Source organism: Stenotrophomonas sp. Steno-Z10-BAI, assembly GCF_056393115.1.
On the sequence record NZ_JBWJOZ010000002.1, the window covers coordinates 755836 to 774847 of the forward strand.

Annotated in this window: 16 protein-coding genes and 1 pseudogene; 9 read left to right on the plus strand and 8 right to left on the minus strand. The window is 65.9% G+C overall.

From position 1 onward, the window contains the following. Nucleotides 1-21 precede the first annotated feature (21 nt). The 9 genes and pseudogenes from AC06E9_RS08205 to AC06E9_RS08245 all read left to right on the plus strand — a co-directional run. On the plus strand, nucleotides 22-513 hold the full coding sequence (locus AC06E9_RS08205; protein ID WP_121036718.1) for a chemotaxis protein CheW: 492 nt from the start codon (nucleotides 22-24) through the stop codon (nucleotides 511-513). A gap of 173 nt (nucleotides 514-686) precedes the next feature. After that, nucleotides 687-1070, plus strand: a complete 384-nt coding sequence (locus AC06E9_RS08210) for a hypothetical protein (protein ID WP_121036717.1) — start codon at nucleotides 687-689, stop codon at nucleotides 1068-1070. Nucleotides 1071-1166: 96 nt separating this feature from the next. Continuing rightward, nucleotides 1167-3527, plus strand: coding sequence for a methyl-accepting chemotaxis protein (locus AC06E9_RS08215; RefSeq protein WP_121036716.1), 2361 nt, complete (start codon nucleotides 1167-1169; stop codon nucleotides 3525-3527). Nucleotides 3528-3745: 218 nt separating this feature from the next. Further along, nucleotides 3746-6019, plus strand: a complete 2274-nt coding sequence (locus AC06E9_RS08220) for a methyl-accepting chemotaxis protein (protein WP_282262981.1) — start codon at nucleotides 3746-3748, stop codon at nucleotides 6017-6019. A gap of 53 nt (nucleotides 6020-6072) precedes the next feature. Then, complete coding sequence (locus AC06E9_RS08225) at nucleotides 6073-6933, plus strand: CheR family methyltransferase (RefSeq protein ID WP_121036714.1); 861 nt, start codon at nucleotides 6073-6075, stop codon at nucleotides 6931-6933. Next, nucleotides 6930-7526, plus strand: a complete 597-nt coding sequence (gene cheD, locus AC06E9_RS08230) for a chemoreceptor glutamine deamidase CheD (RefSeq protein WP_121036713.1) — start codon at nucleotides 6930-6932, stop codon at nucleotides 7524-7526. The genes AC06E9_RS08225 and cheD overlap by 4 nt, the downstream gene beginning before the upstream one ends. Next, nucleotides 7523-8593 carry a protein-glutamate methylesterase/protein-glutamine glutaminase gene (locus tag AC06E9_RS08235; RefSeq protein WP_282262987.1) on the plus strand — a complete coding sequence of 357 codons (1071 nt, stop codon included), beginning with the start codon at nucleotides 7523-7525 and terminating at the stop codon, nucleotides 8591-8593. The genes cheD and AC06E9_RS08235 overlap by 4 nt, the downstream gene beginning before the upstream one ends. A gap of 109 nt (nucleotides 8594-8702) precedes the next feature. Next, nucleotides 8703-9941, plus strand: a complete 1239-nt coding sequence (locus AC06E9_RS08240) for a hypothetical protein (RefSeq protein ID WP_478055867.1) — start codon at nucleotides 8703-8705, stop codon at nucleotides 9939-9941. A gap of 48 nt (nucleotides 9942-9989) precedes the next feature. Then, nucleotides 9990-10088, plus strand: a pseudogene (locus AC06E9_RS08245) (LysR substrate-binding domain-containing protein); the annotation flags it as partial. Nucleotides 10089-10184: 96 nt separating this feature from the next. On the opposite strand, the gene acnB reads toward AC06E9_RS08245, so the two are convergent. The 8 genes from acnB to AC06E9_RS08285 form a co-directional block, all read right to left on the minus strand. Beyond that, complete coding sequence (acnB, locus tag AC06E9_RS08250) at nucleotides 10185-12770, minus strand: bifunctional aconitate hydratase 2/2-methylisocitrate dehydratase (RefSeq protein WP_152150751.1); 2586 nt, start codon at nucleotides 12768-12770, stop codon at nucleotides 10185-10187. Nucleotides 12771-12819: 49 nt separating this feature from the next. Further along, on the minus strand, nucleotides 12820-13218 hold the full coding sequence (locus AC06E9_RS08255; protein WP_121036709.1) for a type II toxin-antitoxin system VapC family toxin: 399 nt from the start codon (nucleotides 13216-13218) through the stop codon (nucleotides 12820-12822). Between the two features lie 7 nt (nucleotides 13219-13225). Further along, entirely contained in the window at nucleotides 13226-13450 is a 225-nt protein-coding gene (locus AC06E9_RS08260) for an AbrB/MazE/SpoVT family DNA-binding domain-containing protein (RefSeq protein WP_121036708.1), read from the minus strand. Nucleotides 13451-13549: 99 nt separating this feature from the next. Then, on the minus strand, nucleotides 13550-14962 hold the full coding sequence (locus AC06E9_RS08265; RefSeq protein WP_478055868.1) for an OprO/OprP family phosphate-selective porin: 1413 nt from the start codon (nucleotides 14960-14962) through the stop codon (nucleotides 13550-13552). Between the two features lie 121 nt (nucleotides 14963-15083). Next, entirely contained in the window at nucleotides 15084-15860 is a 777-nt protein-coding gene (locus AC06E9_RS08270) for an ABC transporter permease (protein WP_121036706.1), read from the minus strand. Beyond that, nucleotides 15844-16677, minus strand: coding sequence for an ABC transporter ATP-binding protein (locus AC06E9_RS08275; RefSeq protein WP_478055869.1), 834 nt, complete (start codon nucleotides 16675-16677; stop codon nucleotides 15844-15846). Before AC06E9_RS08275 ends, AC06E9_RS08270 begins: the two co-directional genes overlap by 17 nt. Nucleotides 16678-16696: 19 nt before the next feature. Continuing rightward, nucleotides 16697-17743 (minus strand): ABC transporter substrate-binding protein, encoded by a 1047-nt coding sequence (locus AC06E9_RS08280; protein WP_121041034.1) that lies wholly within the window; start codon nucleotides 17741-17743, stop codon nucleotides 16697-16699. Nucleotides 17744-17828: 85 nt separating this feature from the next. Continuing rightward, the gene (locus AC06E9_RS08285; protein WP_478055870.1) at nucleotides 17829-18935 is read right to left on the minus strand and encodes a 4-oxalomesaconate tautomerase; all 1107 of its coding nucleotides are present in this window, start codon (nucleotides 18933-18935) and stop codon (nucleotides 17829-17831) included. Between the last annotated feature and the right edge of the window lie 77 nt (nucleotides 18936-19012).

The following is a 19012-nucleotide window of genomic DNA, read 5'->3' on the forward strand; positions in this document are numbered from 1 at the left end:
CGCCCGACCCAGGACCCCTCGATGAACGACAAGAATACCAACGCCGCCAGCGACGGCGGCGAATACCTCAGCTTCACCCTCGGCGCCGAGCACTACGGCGTGGACATCCTCAAAGTCCAGGAAATCCGCGGCTACGACTCCGTCACCCGCGTCCCCGATGCCCCGGACTACATCAAAGGCGTCATCAACCTGCGCGGCACCATCGTCCCCGTCATCGACCTGCGCCTCAAGCTGCGCCTGGAAAATGCCACCTACGACGCCTTCACCGTCATGATCGTGCTCAACGTCGAAGACCGCGTCGTCGGCATCGTCGTCGACAGCGTCTCCGACGTCATCCCGCTGGCTGCCGATCAGATCCGCCCGACGCCCGAGTTCGGCGCCGCCGTCGATACCCGCTTCATCTCCGGCATCGGCACCCAGGACGATCGCATGCTGATCCTGCTGGATATCGAAACCCTGCTCGACAGCGCCGACATGGGCCAGGCCCCGGTCATCGACGACGTCGCAGCCTGAGACATACGTCACAGAACAAAGCGCTGTCTGCGCCCGGTACGTACCGTGGCGGCCGCTGACGAAAAAACGTGCTTCAGTTCCGCCCGGACCGGCCGATAGCTGGTTTCAGAACCCGGCTGCACTGGATCGCCCATGGCCGGGCCAACTGCCCATATCCCCGGAGAATCTTCCCGATGAAGTCCCTGCTTGCCCTGTTCTCGGTCGCCGTGATCGCCTCTTCCACCTCTACTGCATTCGCCCAGTCCGGTGAAATGATTCCGCCGGAAATGGCCCCGCGCTCGGTCGGCAAGGACGGCATGGTCTGCGGCAAGGTCGAAAAGGCCCGGTACGCCGAAGGCTCTGAAGGCCAGCCGACCTTCCTGTACATGGGCGGCGCTTTCCCGCGCCACACCTTCTCGGCCCGCATCGCCGGCGCCAACCGCGACAAGTTCAGCTTCCCGCTGGAATCGCTGGAAGGCAAGACCGTCTGCGTGATCGGCAAGATCGCCCGCGATGCCTCGCGCGCTGAAATCGAAGTCAGCTCGCCGGCCGGCCTGAAGCTGGCCAACATCAAGTAATTCCCCGTACGCCCTGCCACGCCGGCCCAGGCCGGCGTGGTCGCTGCAACCGGCCCCGACGGCCGGACGCGTTTGCCACTGGAGACCGCACCTGCCATGCCGTGGATCAACAACCTCAAACTGATGCCCAAGTTGATGCTGACTTTCGGCGTCCTCCTGCTGGTAATGCTGCTGCAGGGCATCGTGGCCTATCGTGGCCTGCACTCACTCAACAACGTCACCACCGAACTGGCCGGACCCCGGATGGACAGCATCCGCATGGCCGGCGAGCTGCGTGGCATGGTCGGCGAGTACCGCAACTCCGCTTACCAGGGCCTCATCCGCGCCAGCGATGACGTCAAGGCCGAAGCCAAGTCCCGCGCGGCGGAGCTTCGCACCCAGATCGATGCCTCGATCAAAAAATACCCCGCGCTGATCGACAATCCGCAGCAGAAGAAGCTGTTTGACACCTTCGCCAAGGATTGGACGGACTCGCTGGCGTCCTACGACGCCGTCACCGAAATGCTCGAGCTGGACCTGCCCGACGATGCCGTGGACACCTTTGTCGGTGAAACCCGCGCCAAGCATCGCAAGGCCTCGGCCGCGCTCGAAGCGCTGATCGCCGAAGACAACCGCCTCTCGCGCGCCTCCCGCGAAGAAGCCGAATCCACTTATGCCGCCTCGGCCACGCTGACCGTCATCACCCTGCTCGGCGGCGCCGCCCTGGGCCTGGTGCTGGTGTATCTGTTTGCCCGTTCACTGGTGGGCAGCATGCGCGGCGCCGTCTCGGTCGCCAACGATGTGGCCAGCGGCAAGCTGGACGGCCATATCGATGTCAGCCGCAAGGATGAAGTCGGCGATCTGCTGCAGGCCATGCAGCGCATGCAGCGCGATCTGCGCGAGCGTACCGAAACCGACCAGGCCATCGCCCGCGAGAACCTGCGCATCCGGACTGCGCTGGATTACAGCTCCACTGGCGTCTACCTGACCGATGCGCACCACACCATCGTGTACAGCAACCGCGCCCTGCAGCAGACCCTGAGCCAGTACGAAGCCGACATCCGCAAGGACCTGCCGGACTTCGACGCCGCCGCCTCGCTGATCGGCAAGTCGGCCGCCGCGCTGGAGCACGGCAGCGAAATGGATCCCAAGACCCTGGCCCAGCTGCAGCAGCACGGCGTCAGCCGCCGCCCGATGCAGTTCGGCGAAGCCCAGTTCGCCCAGGTCATCTCCTCGATCGCCAACGAACAGGGTGAGACCGTCGGCCACGTCATCGAATGGCGCGACCGCACTCCGGAAGCCCTGGTGGAAGCCGAAGTGGCCCGCGTGATCGCCCAGGCCGCAGCCGGCGACCTCTCCGGCCGCATCGACAGCGATGGCAAGGAAGGCTTCTTCCTGCAGCTGGCCCAGCAGCTCAACGGCCTGCTGGATGCCAACTCGGCCAGCATCGAACAGGTCTCCAACCTGCTCGCCGCGCTGTCCCAGGGCGACCTGACCGTGCGTATGCACGGCGACTTCCAGGGCGTGTTCGCCAGGATGCGCGACGACGCCAACGCCACCGCCGAGCAGCTCAGCGGCATCGTCACCCGGATCAAGCACTCCAGCCAGCAGATCAACTCGGCCGCCAGCGAGATCGCCACCGGCAACAGTGACCTGTCGCGCCGTACCGAACAGCAGGCCGCCAACCTGGAAGAAACCGCGGCCTCGATGGAGGAACTGACGTCCACCGTGCGCCAGAACGCCGAGCATGCCCGCCAGGCCAATCAGCTCGCCATCGGTGCGCACACCGTGGCCTCGCAGGGCGGTGACGTGGTCGGCCAGGTCGTCACGACCATGAGCGCGATCCAGACCTCGTCCAAGAAGATCGCCGAGATCATCTCGGTCATCGACGGCATCGCCTTCCAGACCAACATCCTCGCGTTGAACGCGGCCGTCGAAGCGGCACGCGCCGGTGAACAGGGGCGCGGCTTCGCGGTCGTGGCCTCCGAAGTACGCACCCTGGCCCAGCGTTCGGCCGGTGCGGCCAAGGAGATCAAGGGCCTGATCGACGACTCCGTCGGCAAGGTCAATGATGGCTCGGCGCTGGTGCAGAAGGCGGGCGCCACCATGGGCGAGATCGTCGCCTCGGTGCAGCGCGTGACCGACATCATGGCCGAGATCTCCGCGGCCTCGCAGGAGCAGTCCGCCGGCATCGAGCAGGTCAACCAGACCGTGGTGCAGATGGATGAGACCACCCAGCAGAACGCCGCGCTGGTGGAAGAAGCCACCGCCGCCGCCCGTGCGATGGAAGAACAGGCCGGCCATCTGACCGATGCGGTGTCGATCTTCAAGCTGGACGAGCATGAGCTCGCACCCGCTCCGGTCGTGGCAGCCCCGCCGCGCGCCGTCCGCGCGCCGCTGGCGCAGGCTGCAGTGCGTCGCCCGGCCTCGCGCCCGGTGGCCACCGAACTGGCCGACGGCGACTGGCAGGAGTTCTAAGCCGCCCTGCGGCGTGTTGTGAATGACAGGCCCCGGTGCTTCGGCACCGGGGTTTTTTGTTGGCCGGCTGAATGGCCGATAGGCAACGCACTCAATACTCGCCGGATCCGGCCGATAACAGCATTGCCCGACACGTCGTCGCGGCCAGCCAGGATGGTGATCGCCACCGCGTGCTCCTGGCATCGCCACGTGCTTTTGCCCGCTCAGATGCCCTGCCCATGAATCTATTCCGCCGCTGGAACCCGTATTTCTCCAACCTGTCCGTCAGGCGCAAGCTCAACCTGCTGACCGTGCTGATCGCCCTGGGTGTCATCGCCCTGTCGGTGGTCGCTGCGCGCATGCAGTACCTGGATCTGACCGACACCCGCAAGGACAGCCTGAAGACCCAGGTCGAGCTCACTTACGGCATCCTGGAGCACTACCACCGGCTGGCGGACAGCGGTGAACTGACCGAAGCCGCGGCCAAGCAGGCCGCGCTGACGGCGCTGGAAAGCATGCGTGCCGACGGCGACACCTACTACTTCAACGTGTACGACACGAACTACCGCATGCTCATGCATCCGTTCCGCAAGGAGCTGATCGGGCAGGACATGAAGGACTACCGCACCGATGACGGGGTGCGCGTGTACTACGACCAGATCGGCATGGCCCGCCTCGGCGGCGGCTTCGTCTCCTACCAGTGGGCCAAGCCGGGCACCGAGAAGGTGGTGGAGAAAGTCGCCTATGCCGGCATGTACGCACCATGGAACTGGGTGATCAGCAGCGGCGTCTACATGGACGATGTGCAGCAGCAGGCATTGGTGTTCACCGCCATCATGGCGGCGACCGGCGGCGGCGTGGTGCTGATCGTGCTGGCGCTGAGCTGGCTGATCGGCAACCGCATCACCCTGCCCCTGCGCCAGGCCACCCATGTGGCCGAGAGCATCGCCCGCGGCAAGCTGGACAGCCGCATCGGCGAGCAGGCCCATGACGAACCCGGCCGCCTGCTGGAAAGCATGGCGCGCATGCAGGAACAGCTGCACGCGGTGATCAGCGGCCAGCGCGAGATGGCCAGCCGCCATGACGCCGGCAACACCGGCTACCGCATGGACGAAACCGCCTTCCCCGGCGAGTACGGCCTGATGGTGCACGAGACCAACACCCTGGTCGGCGCGCACGTGCAGACCATGGACGAAGTACTGGCGGTGGTGCAGCGTTACGCACAGGGCGACCTCAGCGCGGATATCGCGCGCTACCCGGGGGAGAAGGCCGCCATCACCAGCACCGTCGATGCGGTCAAGCAGAACCTGGGCAGCATCAATGGCGAGATCCAGCGCCTGGCTGCGGCCGCCGCCGCCGGCGATTTCAGCCAGCGGGGCGATGCCGCCCGCTTCGATCACGATTTCCGCCGGATGATCGGTCACCTCAACGCGATGATGCAGGTCAGCGATGAGAACCTGGGCAAGCTCTCGCAGTTGTTGTCGGCCATTGCCGAAGGCGATCTGACCGCGCGCATGCACGGCGATTTCCAGGGCGTCTTCGCCACCATGCGTGACGATGCCAACGCCACCGTTGCGCAGCTGACCCAGATCGTCGGCCAGATCCAGGAGGCCGCCGGCAGCATCAACCTGGCCGCCGGTGAAATCGCCACCGGCAACAGCGATCTGTCGCGCCGCACCGAGCAGCAGGCCGCCAACCTGGAAGAGACCGCCGCCTCGATGGAGGAACTCACCTCCACGGTGCGCCAGAACGCCGAACATGCCCGCCAGGCCAACCAGCTGGCAATCGGCGCACACACGGTGGCCTCCCAGGGCGGGAACGTCGTTGGCGAAGTGGTGACCACCATGGCCGCGATCCAGACCTCCTCCAGGAAGATCGCCGAGATCATCTCGGTCATCGACGGCATCGCCTTCCAGACCAATATCCTGGCGCTGAACGCCGCGGTGGAAGCCGCGCGTGCCGGCGAGCAGGGCCGCGGCTTTGCGGTGGTCGCCTCAGAGGTTCGCACGCTTGCCCAGCGCTCGGCCGGCGCGGCCAAGGAGATCAAGGGCCTGATCGACGACTCCGTCGGCAAGGTCGCCGAGGGCTCCCAGCTGGTCAACCAGGCCGGTGCCACCATGGGCGAGATCGTGGCCTCGGTGCAGCGCGTGACCGACATCATGGCCGAGATTTCCGCTGCCTCGCAGGAACAGTCCGCCGGCATCGACCAGGTCAACCAGACCGTGGTGCAGATGGACGAGACCACCCAGCAGAACGCCGCCCTGGTGGAAGAAGCCACTGCCGCCGCACGCGCGATGGAAGAACAGGCCACCCAGCTGGCGGATGCGGTGGCGATCTTCCGGCTGGACAATCAGGTCGCCCAGGCGGTCAGTGCCGTGACCGCCCGTGCGGTTGCCGAGCTGGCCCCGATGCGCCGCCCCAGCCGCCCGGTACCGCCGGCACCGCCTGCCGCCGCCCCGGTGCGCACCCCGCGCAGCACGCCGGCCGATGACGGCAACTGGCAAGCATTCTGAGTTCCCGCGGCGATCCCGCGATCACCGCACCCCCTTCCCCTGCGAGTCCGCCCGTGTCCACGCCCCCCGCCAACGCCGCTTCACCGAACGCTCGCGAATTCGAGTTCGCCGACCGTGACTTCCGCCGCGTCTGCGAGCTGATCTACCAGCGCGTCGGCATCTCGCTGGCGCCGGCCAAGCGCGACATGGTCTATGGACGGCTGTCGCGGCGGCTGCGTGCGCTCGGCATGCGCAGCTTCAGCGACTACCTGGACCAGCTCGAAGCCCACGGCGGTGACGAATGGCAGGCGTTCACCAACGCGCTGACCACCAACCTCACCGCGTTCTTCCGCGAACCGCACCACTTCGAGAAGCTCACCGAGGAACTGCGCCTTCGCGCCGGCCATGGCACGCTGCAGCTGTGGTCATGCGCGGCTTCGACCGGCGAAGAGCCCTACTCGATGGCCATCACGGCCTGCGAGACCTTTGGCACGCTCAAACCGCCGGTACGCATCCTGGCGACCGACGTGGACACCCAGGTGTTGGCCACCGCCAGCCGCGGCGTGTACGCGATCGACCGCGTCGCCGGGCTGGATCCGGCCCTCCGAAAGCGCTACTTCCAGCGCGGTACCGGGCCCAACGAAGGCCATTGCCGGGTCAATCCGGCCCTGCGTGACCTCATCGACTACCGCCCGCTCAACCTGCTCGCCAACCGTTACGACGTCGGCGGCCCGTTCGATGCCCTGTTCTGCCGCAACGTGATGATCTATTTCGATAAACCGACCCAGCGCGGGATCCTCTCGCGTCTCATCCAGCACATGGGCGATGACGGCCTGCTCTATACCGGCCACTCGGAGAACTACCTGCACGCCGCCGACCTGATCCAGCCCTGCGGCCGCACGCTGTACAAACGCGCGCCGGGAGCACCGGTATGAGTCTGCCGATCCGTAACGACGAGGTGATGCGCTATTTCGACAGCCGCTTCCAGGTGACCGCCGCCAAGCTGCTGCCGACCCAGTACCTGGCCGTGGATGACAACACCGCACTGACCACCACGCTGGGCTCCTGCGTGGCCGCCTGCCTGCGCGATCCAGTGCTCAAGATCGGCGGCATGAACCACTTCCTGCTGCCCGAGGGCAACGTCGGTGATGGCGCGCCCGCGCGTTACGGCAGCTACGCGATGGAACTGCTGATCAACGATCTGCTCAAGCGCGGCGCACACCGCAAGCGGCTGGAGGCCAAGGTGTTCGGCGGGGCCAACGTGCTCAAGGGCTTCACCAGCAACCCGGTCGGCACCCGCAACGCCGAGTTCGTGCGCCAGTACCTGCAGGCCGAGCACATTCCAATCATCGCCGAGGACCTGTGCGGCATCCATCCACGCAAGGTGTGGTTCTTCGCCGATACCGGCCGCGTGGTCGTGCAGCGCCTGCCGCACGCGCATGAAGCCGAAGTGGCCGCGACCGAATCGGCCGTGCGCGCCCGCCTGTCCAAGGCCCCGGTCACCGGCGGCGTGGAGCTGTTCGAATGACCCACGGTGTGCCCTGCAAAGTGCTGATCGTCGACGACTCGGCGGTCGTCCGCCAGATGCTGAGCGAGATCCTCGCCAGCGATCCCGGCATCGAGGTCGTCGGCACCGCTGCCGACCCCCTGCTGGCGCGCGAGAAGATCAAGCGCCTGGCGCCGGACGTGATCACCCTGGACGTGGAAATGCCACGGATGGATGGCCTGGCCTTCCTGGAAAACCTGATGCGCCTGCATCCGCTGCCGGTGGTGATGATCTCCTCGCTGACCGAGCGTGGCGCTGACACCACGCTGCAGGCATTGGCGCTGGGCGCCGTGGACTTCGTGTCCAAGCCCAAGCTGGATGTCGCCCGTGGCCTGCAGGGCTACGCCGACGAGATCATCGCCAAGGTCAAGATGGCCGCACGCTCGCGCGTGCGCCCGCTGTCCCGGCCCAATCCGCCGCGGATCACCCTGGGTGCCGTGGCGCCGGTGGCGACACCGCGCTCCATCCAGTTCCGCACCACCGACCGCCTGATCGCGATCGGCGCCTCCGCCGGGGGCACCGAGGCCCTGCGCGTGGTGCTGGAAGGCCTGCCTGCCGATGCCCCGGCCGTGGTGATGACCCAGCACCTGCCGGCGCAGTTCAGCACCCCGTTCGCCGAGCGCCTGGACCGCCATTCTGCAATGTCCGTGCGCGAAGCCAGCGACGGCGAAGCGGTCCTGCCCGGCCACGCCTACCTGCCGCCCGGTGGCAAGCACCTGCGCGTGATCCGCGACGGCGCCCGCTGGCGCTGCCGGATCGACGACGGCCCGCCGATCAACCGGCACAAGCCGGCGGTCGATGTCCTGTTCCGCTCGGTGGCCGAAAGCGCCGGCGCCAACGCGATCGGCGCGATCCTGACCGGCATGGGCGACGACGGTGCCCGCGGCTTGCTGGATCTTCGCAACGCCGGCGCCCCCACCCTCGTGCAGGATGAAGCCACCAGCGTGGTCTGGGGCATGCCGGGCAGCGCGGTGAGGATCGGCGCCGCGGAAGAAATGGTGCCGCTGGAGCGGATTGCGGAGCGGTTGATGGCGTTGGCGCGGGGTTGACGTGGAACAGCGTCGCGTTGAAGCTCCACGCGCGCTCTGCCCCGTCATCCCTCACATCACCGACCTGGATGGATAACCAGGCGTAGTCTGATTCCCAAGGAGCTTCACCATGGCATTACGCCTACACCACTTTCGCAACCTGATCTGTTCAACCTTCCTGCTGCCGCTCCCGGTCGTCGCCAGCGACAACCGCGATGCAGCTCCTTCGACGGCGCCATCGGCTGAATGGAGCTCGCATGTACAGATCAGCCCCGGGGCAGGAACCGTAGTCCATCGCGAACATCGCCCGGACGTAGTGCTGCGCGTCGTCAACCCATCCGATGGCGAGCGCATCAGCGCAACGGCAAAGAGCGGTCAGTTTGTCCGCCAGGTCTTCGGTGCCTCTTCGACGACACGTTTCGACAAGAACTACCTGAGCGGGACCAACGTTGATGCCGTGGCAAGCCCGGCAATAGAACATATGCCTGCGATGCTGGCGTCATGGCTTGATGGCTATTTCAGCGTCTTCCCCAACGCTGTTCCTTACGGCCGGGCGACCCTGCGGGTTGAAGCCAACGAATGGGCGCTGATCTATCAGGAGACGAAGCGGGGCGAACGACCCTACGAGCTCCGCCATTTCAGCATGCTGCGCCTGTTGCAGCCAGATGGCACGGCACATGAACTGCTGCGGTGTCACGATCAGGGCCGCAGTGCCACCATGGAACAGTGGCAGGCCGATGACTATGCTCGTCTGCGCGCCGCGTCACGCGAGTTGGCCGCTGCCTGTGTGCAGCAGTTCGTCGCCAAGATACCGCTGTACTTTCCCCAGCCGCCGGTTGCTGCACAGTTGCCAGCGGCCGATGGCAGCAGCGTCGGAACTGCACGTGTGCGCGTGCTCAGCCAAGCCACCCAGCGCGTGACCATGCTTACCAACGCCCGTTGCATGAGTGATCACGGCGCGACCTTCAACGACCCGCGCTGGAACGTCTCGCGCACAGAACCCGCTGGGGACCCGGACGCGCAGAACCTCAGCCTTGGCATCCCCGAAACCGAGACGCTGCGCAGCGTGAAGCATCCCAAGTATCGCGAGTACGCGGTGGAGGCTGGGCAGCCACTGATCTTTGATGCTGCAATGAGACTGAGCGGCTACTTCTGCTCAGGACACCTTGCTTCGCAGTTCGTGCCGAAGTCCGGAGAAGACTACGAGGTGGTGATGAACACCGCAGGCAGGGCGTGCAAGCTGAGCATCCATCGGGTGGACGCCGATGGCAGCCGGTTGCCGGTAGCGGCCCGGCAAGCGCCGCTAGTCTGCACCCGACCGGATGCCGACTACGATGCGATTGCCCGCAGCCAGAAGCCCCCGCTGTAAATATGGCGTCGCCGCGCAACCTTTGGGTCAGCGTTGAGTGGAGTGACGCCATGGCTGAGCATTGAATGCGCTTCGGCATTGATCACCCGCGGTCTTCTGCTCGAAGAAGATTGGCTCACGTTGATGTCGCGCGGTCAGTTCGTGTTCTTACAAAAACACCCGGCTCGCGCCGGGTGTTTTCGTCTTTCATCCACCGATCAACGATCGATGGCCATCGGAGCCGGGCACCGCTCGGCGCCCGGATCAGGCAGCAACCGTACCGGCCACTTCCTGGTAGTCCTCGATCTGGTCGAAGTTCATGTAGCGGTAGATGTCCTTGCTGCTGGCATCCAGCACGCCGATGTCGGCCATGTACTCTTCCTTGGTCGGGATGCGACCCAGACGCGAGCAGATCGCGGCCAGTTCGGCCGAACCCAGGTACACGTTGGAGTTGCGGCCCAGACGGTTGGGGAAGTTGCGGGTCGAGGTCGAGAAGACCGTCGCGCCCTCGCGCACCTGCGCCTGGTTGCCCATGCACAGCGAGCAGCCCGGCATTTCCATGCGTGCGCCGGCGGTGCCGAAGGTGCCGTAATGGCCTTCCTTGGTCAGCTCCGAGGCATCCATCTTGGTCGGCGGGGCCACCCACAGCTTGGTCGGGATGTCGCGCTTGCCTTCCAGCAGCTTGGCGGCCGCGCGGAAGTGACCGATGTTGGTCATGCACGAACCGATGAACACTTCGTCGATCGCCGCACCGGCCACGTCGGACAGCGTCTTCACGTCATCCGGGTCGTTCGGGCAGGCCACGATCGGCTCGTGGATGTCGGCCAGGTCGATCTCGATGACGGCGGCATACTCGGCGTCGGCATCCGGGGCCAGCAGCTCCGGGTTGGCCAGCCAGGCTTCCATCTTCTCGATGCGGCGCGCCAGCGAACGGGCGTCCTGGTAACCCTCGGCGATCATCCACTTCAGCAGCGTGATGTTGCTGGTGAGGTACTCGATGATCGGCTCCTTGTTCAGGTGCACCGAGCAACCGGCGGCCGAACGTTCGGCCGAGGCATCGGACAGTTCGAACGCCTGCTCGACCTTCAGCTCCGGCAGACCTTCGATTTCCAGGATGCGGCCGGAGAAGATGTTCTTCTTGCCGGCCTTGGCCACGGTCAGCAGACCGGACTTGATCGCGTACAGCGGGATCGCGTTGACCAGGTCACGCAGGGTCACGCCCGGCTGCATCTTGCCCTTGAAGCGGACCAGCACCGATTCGGGCATGTCCAGCGGCATCACGCCGGTGGCGGCCGCGAAGGCCACCAGGCCCGAGCCGGCCGGGAACGAAATGCCCACCGGGAAACGGGTGTGCGAGTCGCCACCGGTGCCGACGGTGTCGGGCAGCAGCATGCGGTTGAGCCAGCTGTGGATCACGCCGTCGCCCGGGCGCAGCGAGATGCCGCCACGGGTGGAGATGAACTCGGGCAGCGTGTGGTGGGTCTTGACGTCCACCGGCTTCGGGTACGCTGCGGTGTGGCAGAACGACTGCATCACCAGGTCGGCCGAGAAGCCCAGGCAGGCCAGGTCCTTCAGCTCGTCACGGGTCATCGGGCCGGTGGTGTCCTGCGAGCCCACCGAGGTCATCTTCGGTTCGCAGTAGGTGCCCGGGCGCATGCCCTGGCCTTCCGGCAGGCCACAGGCGCGGCCGACCATCTTCTGCGCCAGCGAGAAGCCCTTGCCGGTATCCGGCGGGTCCATCGGCAGGCGGAACAGATCGGTCGGGGCCAGGCCCAGCGCTTCACGCGCCTTGGCGGTCAGGCCGCGGCCGATGATCAGCGGAATGCGGCCACCGGCGCGCACTTCGTCGAACAGCACGTCGGACTTCACCTTGAACTCGGCAATGACCGCGCCGTCCTTCAGGGCCTTGCCGTCGTACGGGCGCAGCTCGATCACATCGCCCATGTTCATCTGCGACACGTCGAGTTCGATCGGCAGCGCGCCGGCGTCTTCCATCGTGTTGTAGAAGATCGGCGCGATCTTCGAGCCCAGGCATACGCCGCCGAAGCGCTTGTTCGGAATGAACGGAATATCTTCGCCGGTGAACCACAGCACCGAGTTGGTGGCCGACTTGCGGCTGGAACCGGTACCGACCACGTCGCCCACGTAGGCGACCAGGTGGCCCTTGTCCTTCAGCGATTCGATGAATTTGACCGGGCCGCGCTTGCCGTCTTCTTCCGGCTCGATGCCATCACGCTTGTTCTTCAGCATCGCCAAGGCGTGCAGCGGGATGTCCGGGCGGGTGGTGGCGTCCGGGGCCGGCGACAGGTCGTCGGTGTTGGTTTCGCCGGTCACCTTGAGCACGGTGATGGTCAGGCTTTCCGGCACCTGCGGACGGCTGGTGAACCATTCGGCATCGGCCCAGCTCTGCAGCACGCCCTGGGCGTTCGCGTTGCCGGCCTTGGCCTTTTCCTGCACGTCGTGGAACGCATCGAACACCAGCAGGGTGTTCTTCAGCGCATCGGCGGCGATGGCACCCACGGCGCTGTCGTCCAGCAGCTGGACCAGCGGGGCGACGTTGTAACCGCCGAGCATGGTGCCCAGCAGTTCGGTGGCGCGCTCGCGCGTGATCAGCGGATTGACTTCGCTGCCCAGGGCGATCGCGGCCAGGTACGAGGCCTTGACCTTGGCCGCGTCATCGACGCCGGCCGGCACGCGGTGGGTCAGCAGTTCCAGCAGGAACTCGGCTTCGCCGGCGGGCGGGTTCTTCAGCAGCTCGATGACGTCGGCCGTCTGCTGGGCGCTCAGCGGCAGCGGCGGGATGCCAAGCGCGGCGCGCTCGGCTACGTGGTGGCGGTAGGCTTCCAACATGACAACTCCCGGGTGATTCTTTGAAAGAATGCGGTTTAAAAGTATGGGCTCAGGCGTGCGGCACGATCAGCTTCAGGCCCTTGAAGTAGTCGCGGTAAAACGTGTCGTTCCAGGTGATCAGGCCATCGCACTGCAGCAGTGCATGGGCCCCCACCATGAAGTCGTCCAGGCTGCGCCGGCCTTGGCCACGCTGCCGGTGGCGGCGCTGCATCTCGCCGGCGCGCAGGGCGGATTTCGCCTCCAGCGCGTTGAAATGGACCCCCATCTCCTCCAGGGCCTCAAGCACTTCGGCGCCGCCGCGCAGCGAGGCACACAGCTCGGCCAGGGTCGCGCCGCAGACCACCACGCGCCCGCCGACCAGGCTCTGCCGCAGGCAGGCCTCCACGGCATCGGCCTGCGGGCCGTTGCTGAGCAGTTCGATCAGCACCGGCGAATCGACGGCGATCATGGCGGGCTCACTCTTCGTCACGGACAGCCTTCACCGCGGCCTCGGACGATTCGAAGCCATCGAGTGCGAATTTGCCGCGGGCGCGCGAGATCGCATCGTCCACGCTCTTGCGCAGGATGATCCGGCCGCCTTCCAGCTCCACGGTCAACTGGGTGCCCTTGGTCAGCCCCAGGGCATCACGCACGGCCTTGGGCAGCGTGATCTGTCCGCGTTCAGCAACAGTGGCTTCCATGGGTAGGCCCTCTTCGGTATGTACGAATTATACATACCTGCGAGGGCATACCGCCAGCATCCAGGGCGATCGGGGCTCAAGCGCCCCCCTGCCCTGCGTTCAGAACACCAGCTGCAGGCGGGTGTTGAAGGTCGTGCCCTCGTCAGGACCGGTGTAAGCGCCACTGCGGTTGTCGGTCCGCCAACGGACCACATCCAGCATCACCCGGCTGTAGTCGTTCAGGTACCAGTTGCCGCCGACCGTCCAGGCCCGGCCGGTACCGCCGGTGGGGAGTTCTGCGTAATCGACATCCTCATAGCGCGCCTTCAGCTCGAAGGCGCCATGCCCGCCTGCGGTGACTGGCTCGGCGACCTTGACCTTGCCCCAGGTGCCGGCCTTGGCCGAGTACGACGGCCGCGCGCCGGAAACGAACCACCCTGCCCCGACCGCCCACGCCGCATGATCCAGATCATAGCGGCCCCGCGCATCCACGCCCCGCAGCGTGCGGGTACCCCATTCGCCGCTGGTCCAGAACGGCCCGAAGAAGCCTGCGGCTTCCAGTCCCCAGGCATTGCTGCGTTCGGCGCCGAGCAGCGTGCCCGGCGCAATCTTGATCTCGTCATTGAAGTGACCACTGATCGCAGATGAGCGCAGCACACCGGAGGCGCGCGCGGATATCTCCTCGTGGAACGCCCAGCCGGCCAGATGCACGGTCGCGTTCCTGCCCAACACTGGATTCCAGTGCACGCGCGTGGCCCAGGTCAGACTGTCATTGTCGCTGCCGCTGTTGTTGAGATCGTTGCCGGCCACCGAAACGCTGGCGTGCCATCCGTTGCCGTACACCCGCTCGGTCAGACCGACACCGAACAGGCCGCGTTGCGGCAGCATCAGTGTGCCGACCACGTTGCGGTCCTGGAACGGCGTGTTGGACGTACTGCTGGAGCCATCCAGACCGCGGTCATTGAGGCGATTGCCGATGGTCAGGTCAGCCGCCTGCCCGAACAGCGTGTGATCCACGCTGGCGTACACGGACTTCCACGCCACCGCGTTGTCGGCGAAATCACCTTCCACCACGTAGCCCAGAACGCCATGACGGCCCTCCGCGCCCAGGCGCACCGAACGGATTTCGGTGCCCGACAGGTTGCGCGCACCGTATCCGGATCCGGAGGTGCTGGATTGATCCACGAACAAGCGTCCGCGCGGGCGGAATGTGGATTCGCCATCGGCACTGCTGAATTCCGGTGCGCCCTTGGACCAGGATACCTTCGGCGCCTTGGACTGGGCCGTTTCGACGGCGGCGACGCGCTGCTCCAATGCCGGTGCAGCGGCCGGCGCAGCATTGCCCTCCACTGCACGCAACCGGGCTTCAAGCTGCTGGATCTGCAGCGCCTGCCGCTGGACCAGTTGGCTGAGTTCGGCCTGGCTCAGTGGCGCAGGGGCGGTGGAAGTCTGGGCGCCGGCATGGCCGCTGGCCAACAGCAGGCCGAGCGCCACCGACAGCGCTGCGCGGGGCAGCACATGGGACGTATGCATGAGGTCTCTCCGGCCAACCGGCACGCAGCCGGTGCTGGCCTGTTGCAGGGGTGCGGAAAAAACGTGGGACGTCGCAGCAGCAGCGGCGCCGGCCAGAAAGCCGGCGCCGCCGGGCGATCGGTCAGCTGGTGGCTGACTGCTGGGCGTTCGGGCGCCAGGTGATGAGACGGTTCTCGACCACGTCGAGCAACGCATCGATGACCAGCACGAACGCGGCCAGGATGATGATGCCGGCGAACACGCCGACCGCGTTGAAGTTGCCTTCGGCCTGTGCGATCAGGTAGCCCAGGCCCGCCGAGGCGCCCAGATACTCACCGATGATGGCGCCGACGACGGCAAAGCCTACCGAGGTACGCAACGAGGACAGAATCCAGCTCGCGGCGGCCGGGAAGTACACATGGCGCAGCAGATCGCTGCGGCCTGCACCGAGAATGCGGGCGTTGGCCAGCACGACCGGGTTCACTTCACGCACGCCCTGCATGGCGTTGAAGAAGGTGGTGAAGAACACCAGCGTCACGGCCAGAGCCACCTTGGACCACAACCCCAGGCCGAGCCACAACACGAAGATCGGCGCGAGCACCACGCGCGGGATCGCGTTGAAGCCCTTGATGAACGGATCCAGGATGCGCGCCGAACGACGGCTCAGGCCGAGCCACACACCGCCGGCCACGCCCAGCGCGGTGCCGATCAGATAGCCCAGCGCGGTTTCGGTCAGGGTGATGTAGACGTGCTGGTAGAACGACGTATCAGCCAGCCAGGCATACATCTGCCGGCCGATATCCAGCGGTGCCGGGAAGAAGAACGGGTCGATGATGCCCAGCGTGGTGCCGGCCTGCCAGCCACCGAAGACGGTGACGACCAGCGCGATCTGGATGAAACGGTCAGTCTTGGCGTGCATAGCTCTTCTCCACTTCGCCGCGCAGGCAGGCCCAGATATCGCGGTACAGGTCGGTGAAACGTTCATCCAGCTTGATTTCGGCAACGTTGCGCGGCCGCTCAAGATCGACATCGAAACTGCGCACGACCCGTGCAGCCGGGCCGGAGGACAACACCACCACGCGGTCACCCAGCGCGATCGCCTCTTCCAGGTCATGGGTGATCAGGATCACTGAGCGGCGATCTTCCTGCCACAGCCGCAGCAGCTCGTTCTGCATCAGGTGCCGGGTATGGATGTCCAGGGCCGAGAACGGCTCATCCATCAGCATCACCTTGGGCTCCACGATCAGGGCCTGCGCCATCTGCACGCGCTTGCGCTGGCCGCCGGAGAGCTGGTGCGGGTAGCGGTGCTCGAAACCGGTCAGGCCGACTTTGGCCAGCCAGGCGTTGACCTTCTGCTTGCGTTCGGCGTCGGCAACGCCACGGAAACGCAGGCCGAGCTCAACGTTCTGATACGCCGTCTTCCACGGCAACAGCGCGTCCTGCTGGAACAGGTAACCAACCGCCTCCTGTACGCCGGCGACCGGCTTGCCATCGATGGCGATCTCGCCGGCCGACGGCTTGAGCAGCCCGGCGACGGAGTTGAGGATGGTGCTCTTGCCGCAGCCGGTTGGCCCCACGATGGCGAGGAACTCGCCATTGCCGACCTGGATGTCGACATCGCGGACGGCGGTGAAGTCGCCGAAGGACATGGTCATGCGGTTGATGCTGACCATGGTCTGCGCAGGCTCCAGCTGCGGCGCGCCATTGAACTGACGCACGGTGGCATTGAGTGCCATGGGGAGTCTCCCTTGTGGGTTACGGTTGGGCCGGCGCCGAGGCGCTGGCACGTTCGACGAAGGCGTTCGTATAGGTCTTGGACAGATCGATCTCGGTCCCGGCAACGTCCTTGTTGAACTCGCGCAGCACCGCCAGCGGGGTTTCCAGATCGGCAGGAACGAAGCGGCCGTCGGTGGTGAAGATGGCGCGGGCGTTTTCCACGGCGCGCGCATAGGTCTTGCGGTCACCGGAGATGTAGGCATCCGGCAACGCGGCGACGATGTCTTCGGCGGTGTTGTCGGCGATGAAGCGCAGTGCCATCTGCTGGGCACGGGCGATCTTGGTCGCCGCTTCCGGACGCTTGTCCAGGAAGCTCTGGTTGGCATACATCACCGAGGTCGGATACAGCCCGCCGTACACCTGACGCGCGCCCTCATCACTGCGTGCATCGATGATGATGCGCCCGACCTTGCGCTCGGTGATCAGCGTCGCTGCCGGGTCATAGTTCACCAGCAGATCGATCTTGCCCTGCTCCAGTGCGGCCACCGCGGCGGCACCCGAGCCGACCCCGATCAGCGCAATGCTGTCCACCGGGATGTCGTGCTGGGCAAGAAAATGGCGCACGAAGAAATCCGATGAAGAGCCCGGTGCGGTGATGCCCACCTTCTGGCCCTTGATCGTCTCCGGCCGCGCCGGGTCGAAGCTGCCGTCCTCGCGCCCGGCCATCACCAGGCCCGAGTTGCGTGACAGCAGGACGAAGCCGACCACCTCTTTGTGCTTGGCCTGCATCTGGATGGTGTGATCGTAGAAGCCCACCGCCACATCGGTGGAATTGGCCACCAGGGCCTGTAGAACCTTCGAGCCGCCCTGGGCGAAATTCTCCGTCTGCACCTTCAACCCGACCTGGTCGAAATAGCCGTTCGCATCGGCGATGAAAAACGGCAGGTTGTTGAGGTTGTAGGAGCCGACGCTGATGCGGACCGGCGCGTTGTCCGCACCGGCGGCGCCTTCGGCGTCACCTTTACCGCACGCGGCGAGCGCCAGCGTTGCCGCGACCAGCGCGGCCTTGAACATCTGCTTGTACATCATCCCTCCCAGGATTGTGGTGCGTTGTTGCTTTCAGGGGTCCGGAGGGCACACCAGCACGGCGCCCCCTCCCGACGAAGTCAGGTCATGCCGCGGACGTCCATTGGGCGGCGTCGGTCGCCAGAGACGAGGTGGCGAACACGCGACCCTCGAACAGGCGACGGGCGGTGCGCACCACGCTGGCCACGACCGGCGCGTGCTCCGAGCTGCGGCTCAAGCCCACCTCCAGGGCACCGCTCGGATGTTCGAGGGTAATCCCCACAGGCAGGTCCACACACCCGACGAAAGTGTTGGCCAAGGTGCCTTCGGTGACGGCCGCCGTGGCAATGCCGACGCCGCCGGTGATCGCCAGTGCCGTATGGCAGTGGTGGGGCATGAAGTAGCGCACCTGCAGGTCGCCGCCGTGTTCAGGGGCCGACAACAGCACCGGCTTGGGAATCACTTTGTCCCCGGCATCGGCAATGCCCATGCGTGCACCGGCCTCGATGCGGATCGCTTCGATCCGCGCCAGCAGTGCGCCATTCGTATTCAGTTCGGCCGGGCTCTCGCCGCCACGCAGGCCCAGATCGCACGCCCGCATCAGCACCATCGGCATCGCGCAATCGATCAGGCTTACCGTCACCCCGTGGATCTGTTCCTGCGCATTGCCGGTCGGCAGCAGGCGACCGGTGCGTGCGCCCGCCGCATCCAGGAACGACAACCGGACCGGTGCTGCACTACCGGGCGCACCGGCGATGCGCGTGTCACCGCGGTACACCACCTGGCCGCCCGGCGTTTCCACCGTGGCCAGGATGATCTTGCCGGTATTGACGTTGTGGATGCGCACCTCAGTGCGCGGATGGCGCGCAGCCACCAGGCCCTTCTCGATCGCATACGGACCTACGGCCGCCAGCATGTTGCCGCAGTTGGGCGAGGTATCCACCACACGCTGCTCGACCTTGACCTGGGCGAACAGATAGTCGACATCGGCGTCCGGCCGGCTGGCGCGATCAATGATCGCCACCTTGCTGGTCAGGGCGTTGCCGCCACCGATGCCATCGATCTGAAGCGGATGACCCGAACCCATGACCTCCAGCAGCAGGCGATCGCGGCGGGCGGTATCGGCAGGCAGGTCCGAGGCGAGGAAGAACGGCCCCTTGGAGGTGCCGCCGCGCATCAGAACGCAGGGAATGCTGGTGAGATCGTTGGACATACGTGTGCTAGATTGATGCGCCTATCAGATCAATGAACTTCTGTGATCCGATACTGGCATGAGCATAATTAATCTGT

Excerpts from the sequence above, each read along its gene's own strand:
- AC06E9_RS08205 (WP_121036718.1), top strand. The coding sequence starts at position 22 with ATGAACGACAAGAATACCAACGCCGCCAGCGACGGCGGCGAATACCTC.
- AC06E9_RS08210 (WP_121036717.1), top strand. The coding sequence starts at position 687 with ATGAAGTCCCTGCTTGCCCTGTTCTCGGTCGCCGTGATCGCCTCTTCC.
- AC06E9_RS08215 (WP_121036716.1), top strand. The coding sequence starts at position 1,167 with ATGCCGTGGATCAACAACCTCAAACTGATGCCCAAGTTGATGCTGACT.
- AC06E9_RS08220 (WP_282262981.1), top strand. The coding sequence starts at position 3,746 with ATGAATCTATTCCGCCGCTGGAACCCGTATTTCTCCAACCTGTCCGTC.
- cheD (WP_121036713.1), top strand. The coding sequence starts at position 6,930 with ATGAGTCTGCCGATCCGTAACGACGAGGTGATGCGCTATTTCGACAGC.
- AC06E9_RS08235 (WP_282262987.1), top strand. The coding sequence starts at position 7,523 with ATGACCCACGGTGTGCCCTGCAAAGTGCTGATCGTCGACGACTCGGCG.
- AC06E9_RS08240 (WP_478055867.1), top strand. The coding sequence starts at position 8,703 with ATGGCATTACGCCTACACCACTTTCGCAACCTGATCTGTTCAACCTTC.
- acnB (WP_152150751.1), bottom strand. The coding sequence starts at position 12,770 with ATGTTGGAAGCCTACCGCCACCACGTAGCCGAGCGCGCCGCGCTTGGC.
- AC06E9_RS08255 (WP_121036709.1), bottom strand. The coding sequence starts at position 13,218 with ATGATCGCCGTCGATTCGCCGGTGCTGATCGAACTGCTCAGCAACGGC.
- AC06E9_RS08260 (WP_121036708.1), bottom strand. The coding sequence starts at position 13,450 with ATGGAAGCCACTGTTGCTGAACGCGGACAGATCACGCTGCCCAAGGCC.
- AC06E9_RS08265 (WP_478055868.1), bottom strand. The coding sequence starts at position 14,962 with ATGCATACGTCCCATGTGCTGCCCCGCGCAGCGCTGTCGGTGGCGCTC.
- AC06E9_RS08270 (WP_121036706.1), bottom strand. The coding sequence starts at position 15,860 with ATGCACGCCAAGACTGACCGTTTCATCCAGATCGCGCTGGTCGTCACC.
- AC06E9_RS08275 (WP_478055869.1), bottom strand. The coding sequence starts at position 16,677 with ATGGCACTCAATGCCACCGTGCGTCAGTTCAATGGCGCGCCGCAGCTG.
- AC06E9_RS08280 (WP_121041034.1), bottom strand. The coding sequence starts at position 17,743 with ATGTACAAGCAGATGTTCAAGGCCGCGCTGGTCGCGGCAACGCTGGCG.
- AC06E9_RS08285 (WP_478055870.1), bottom strand. The coding sequence starts at position 18,935 with ATGTCCAACGATCTCACCAGCATTCCCTGCGTTCTGATGCGCGGCGGC.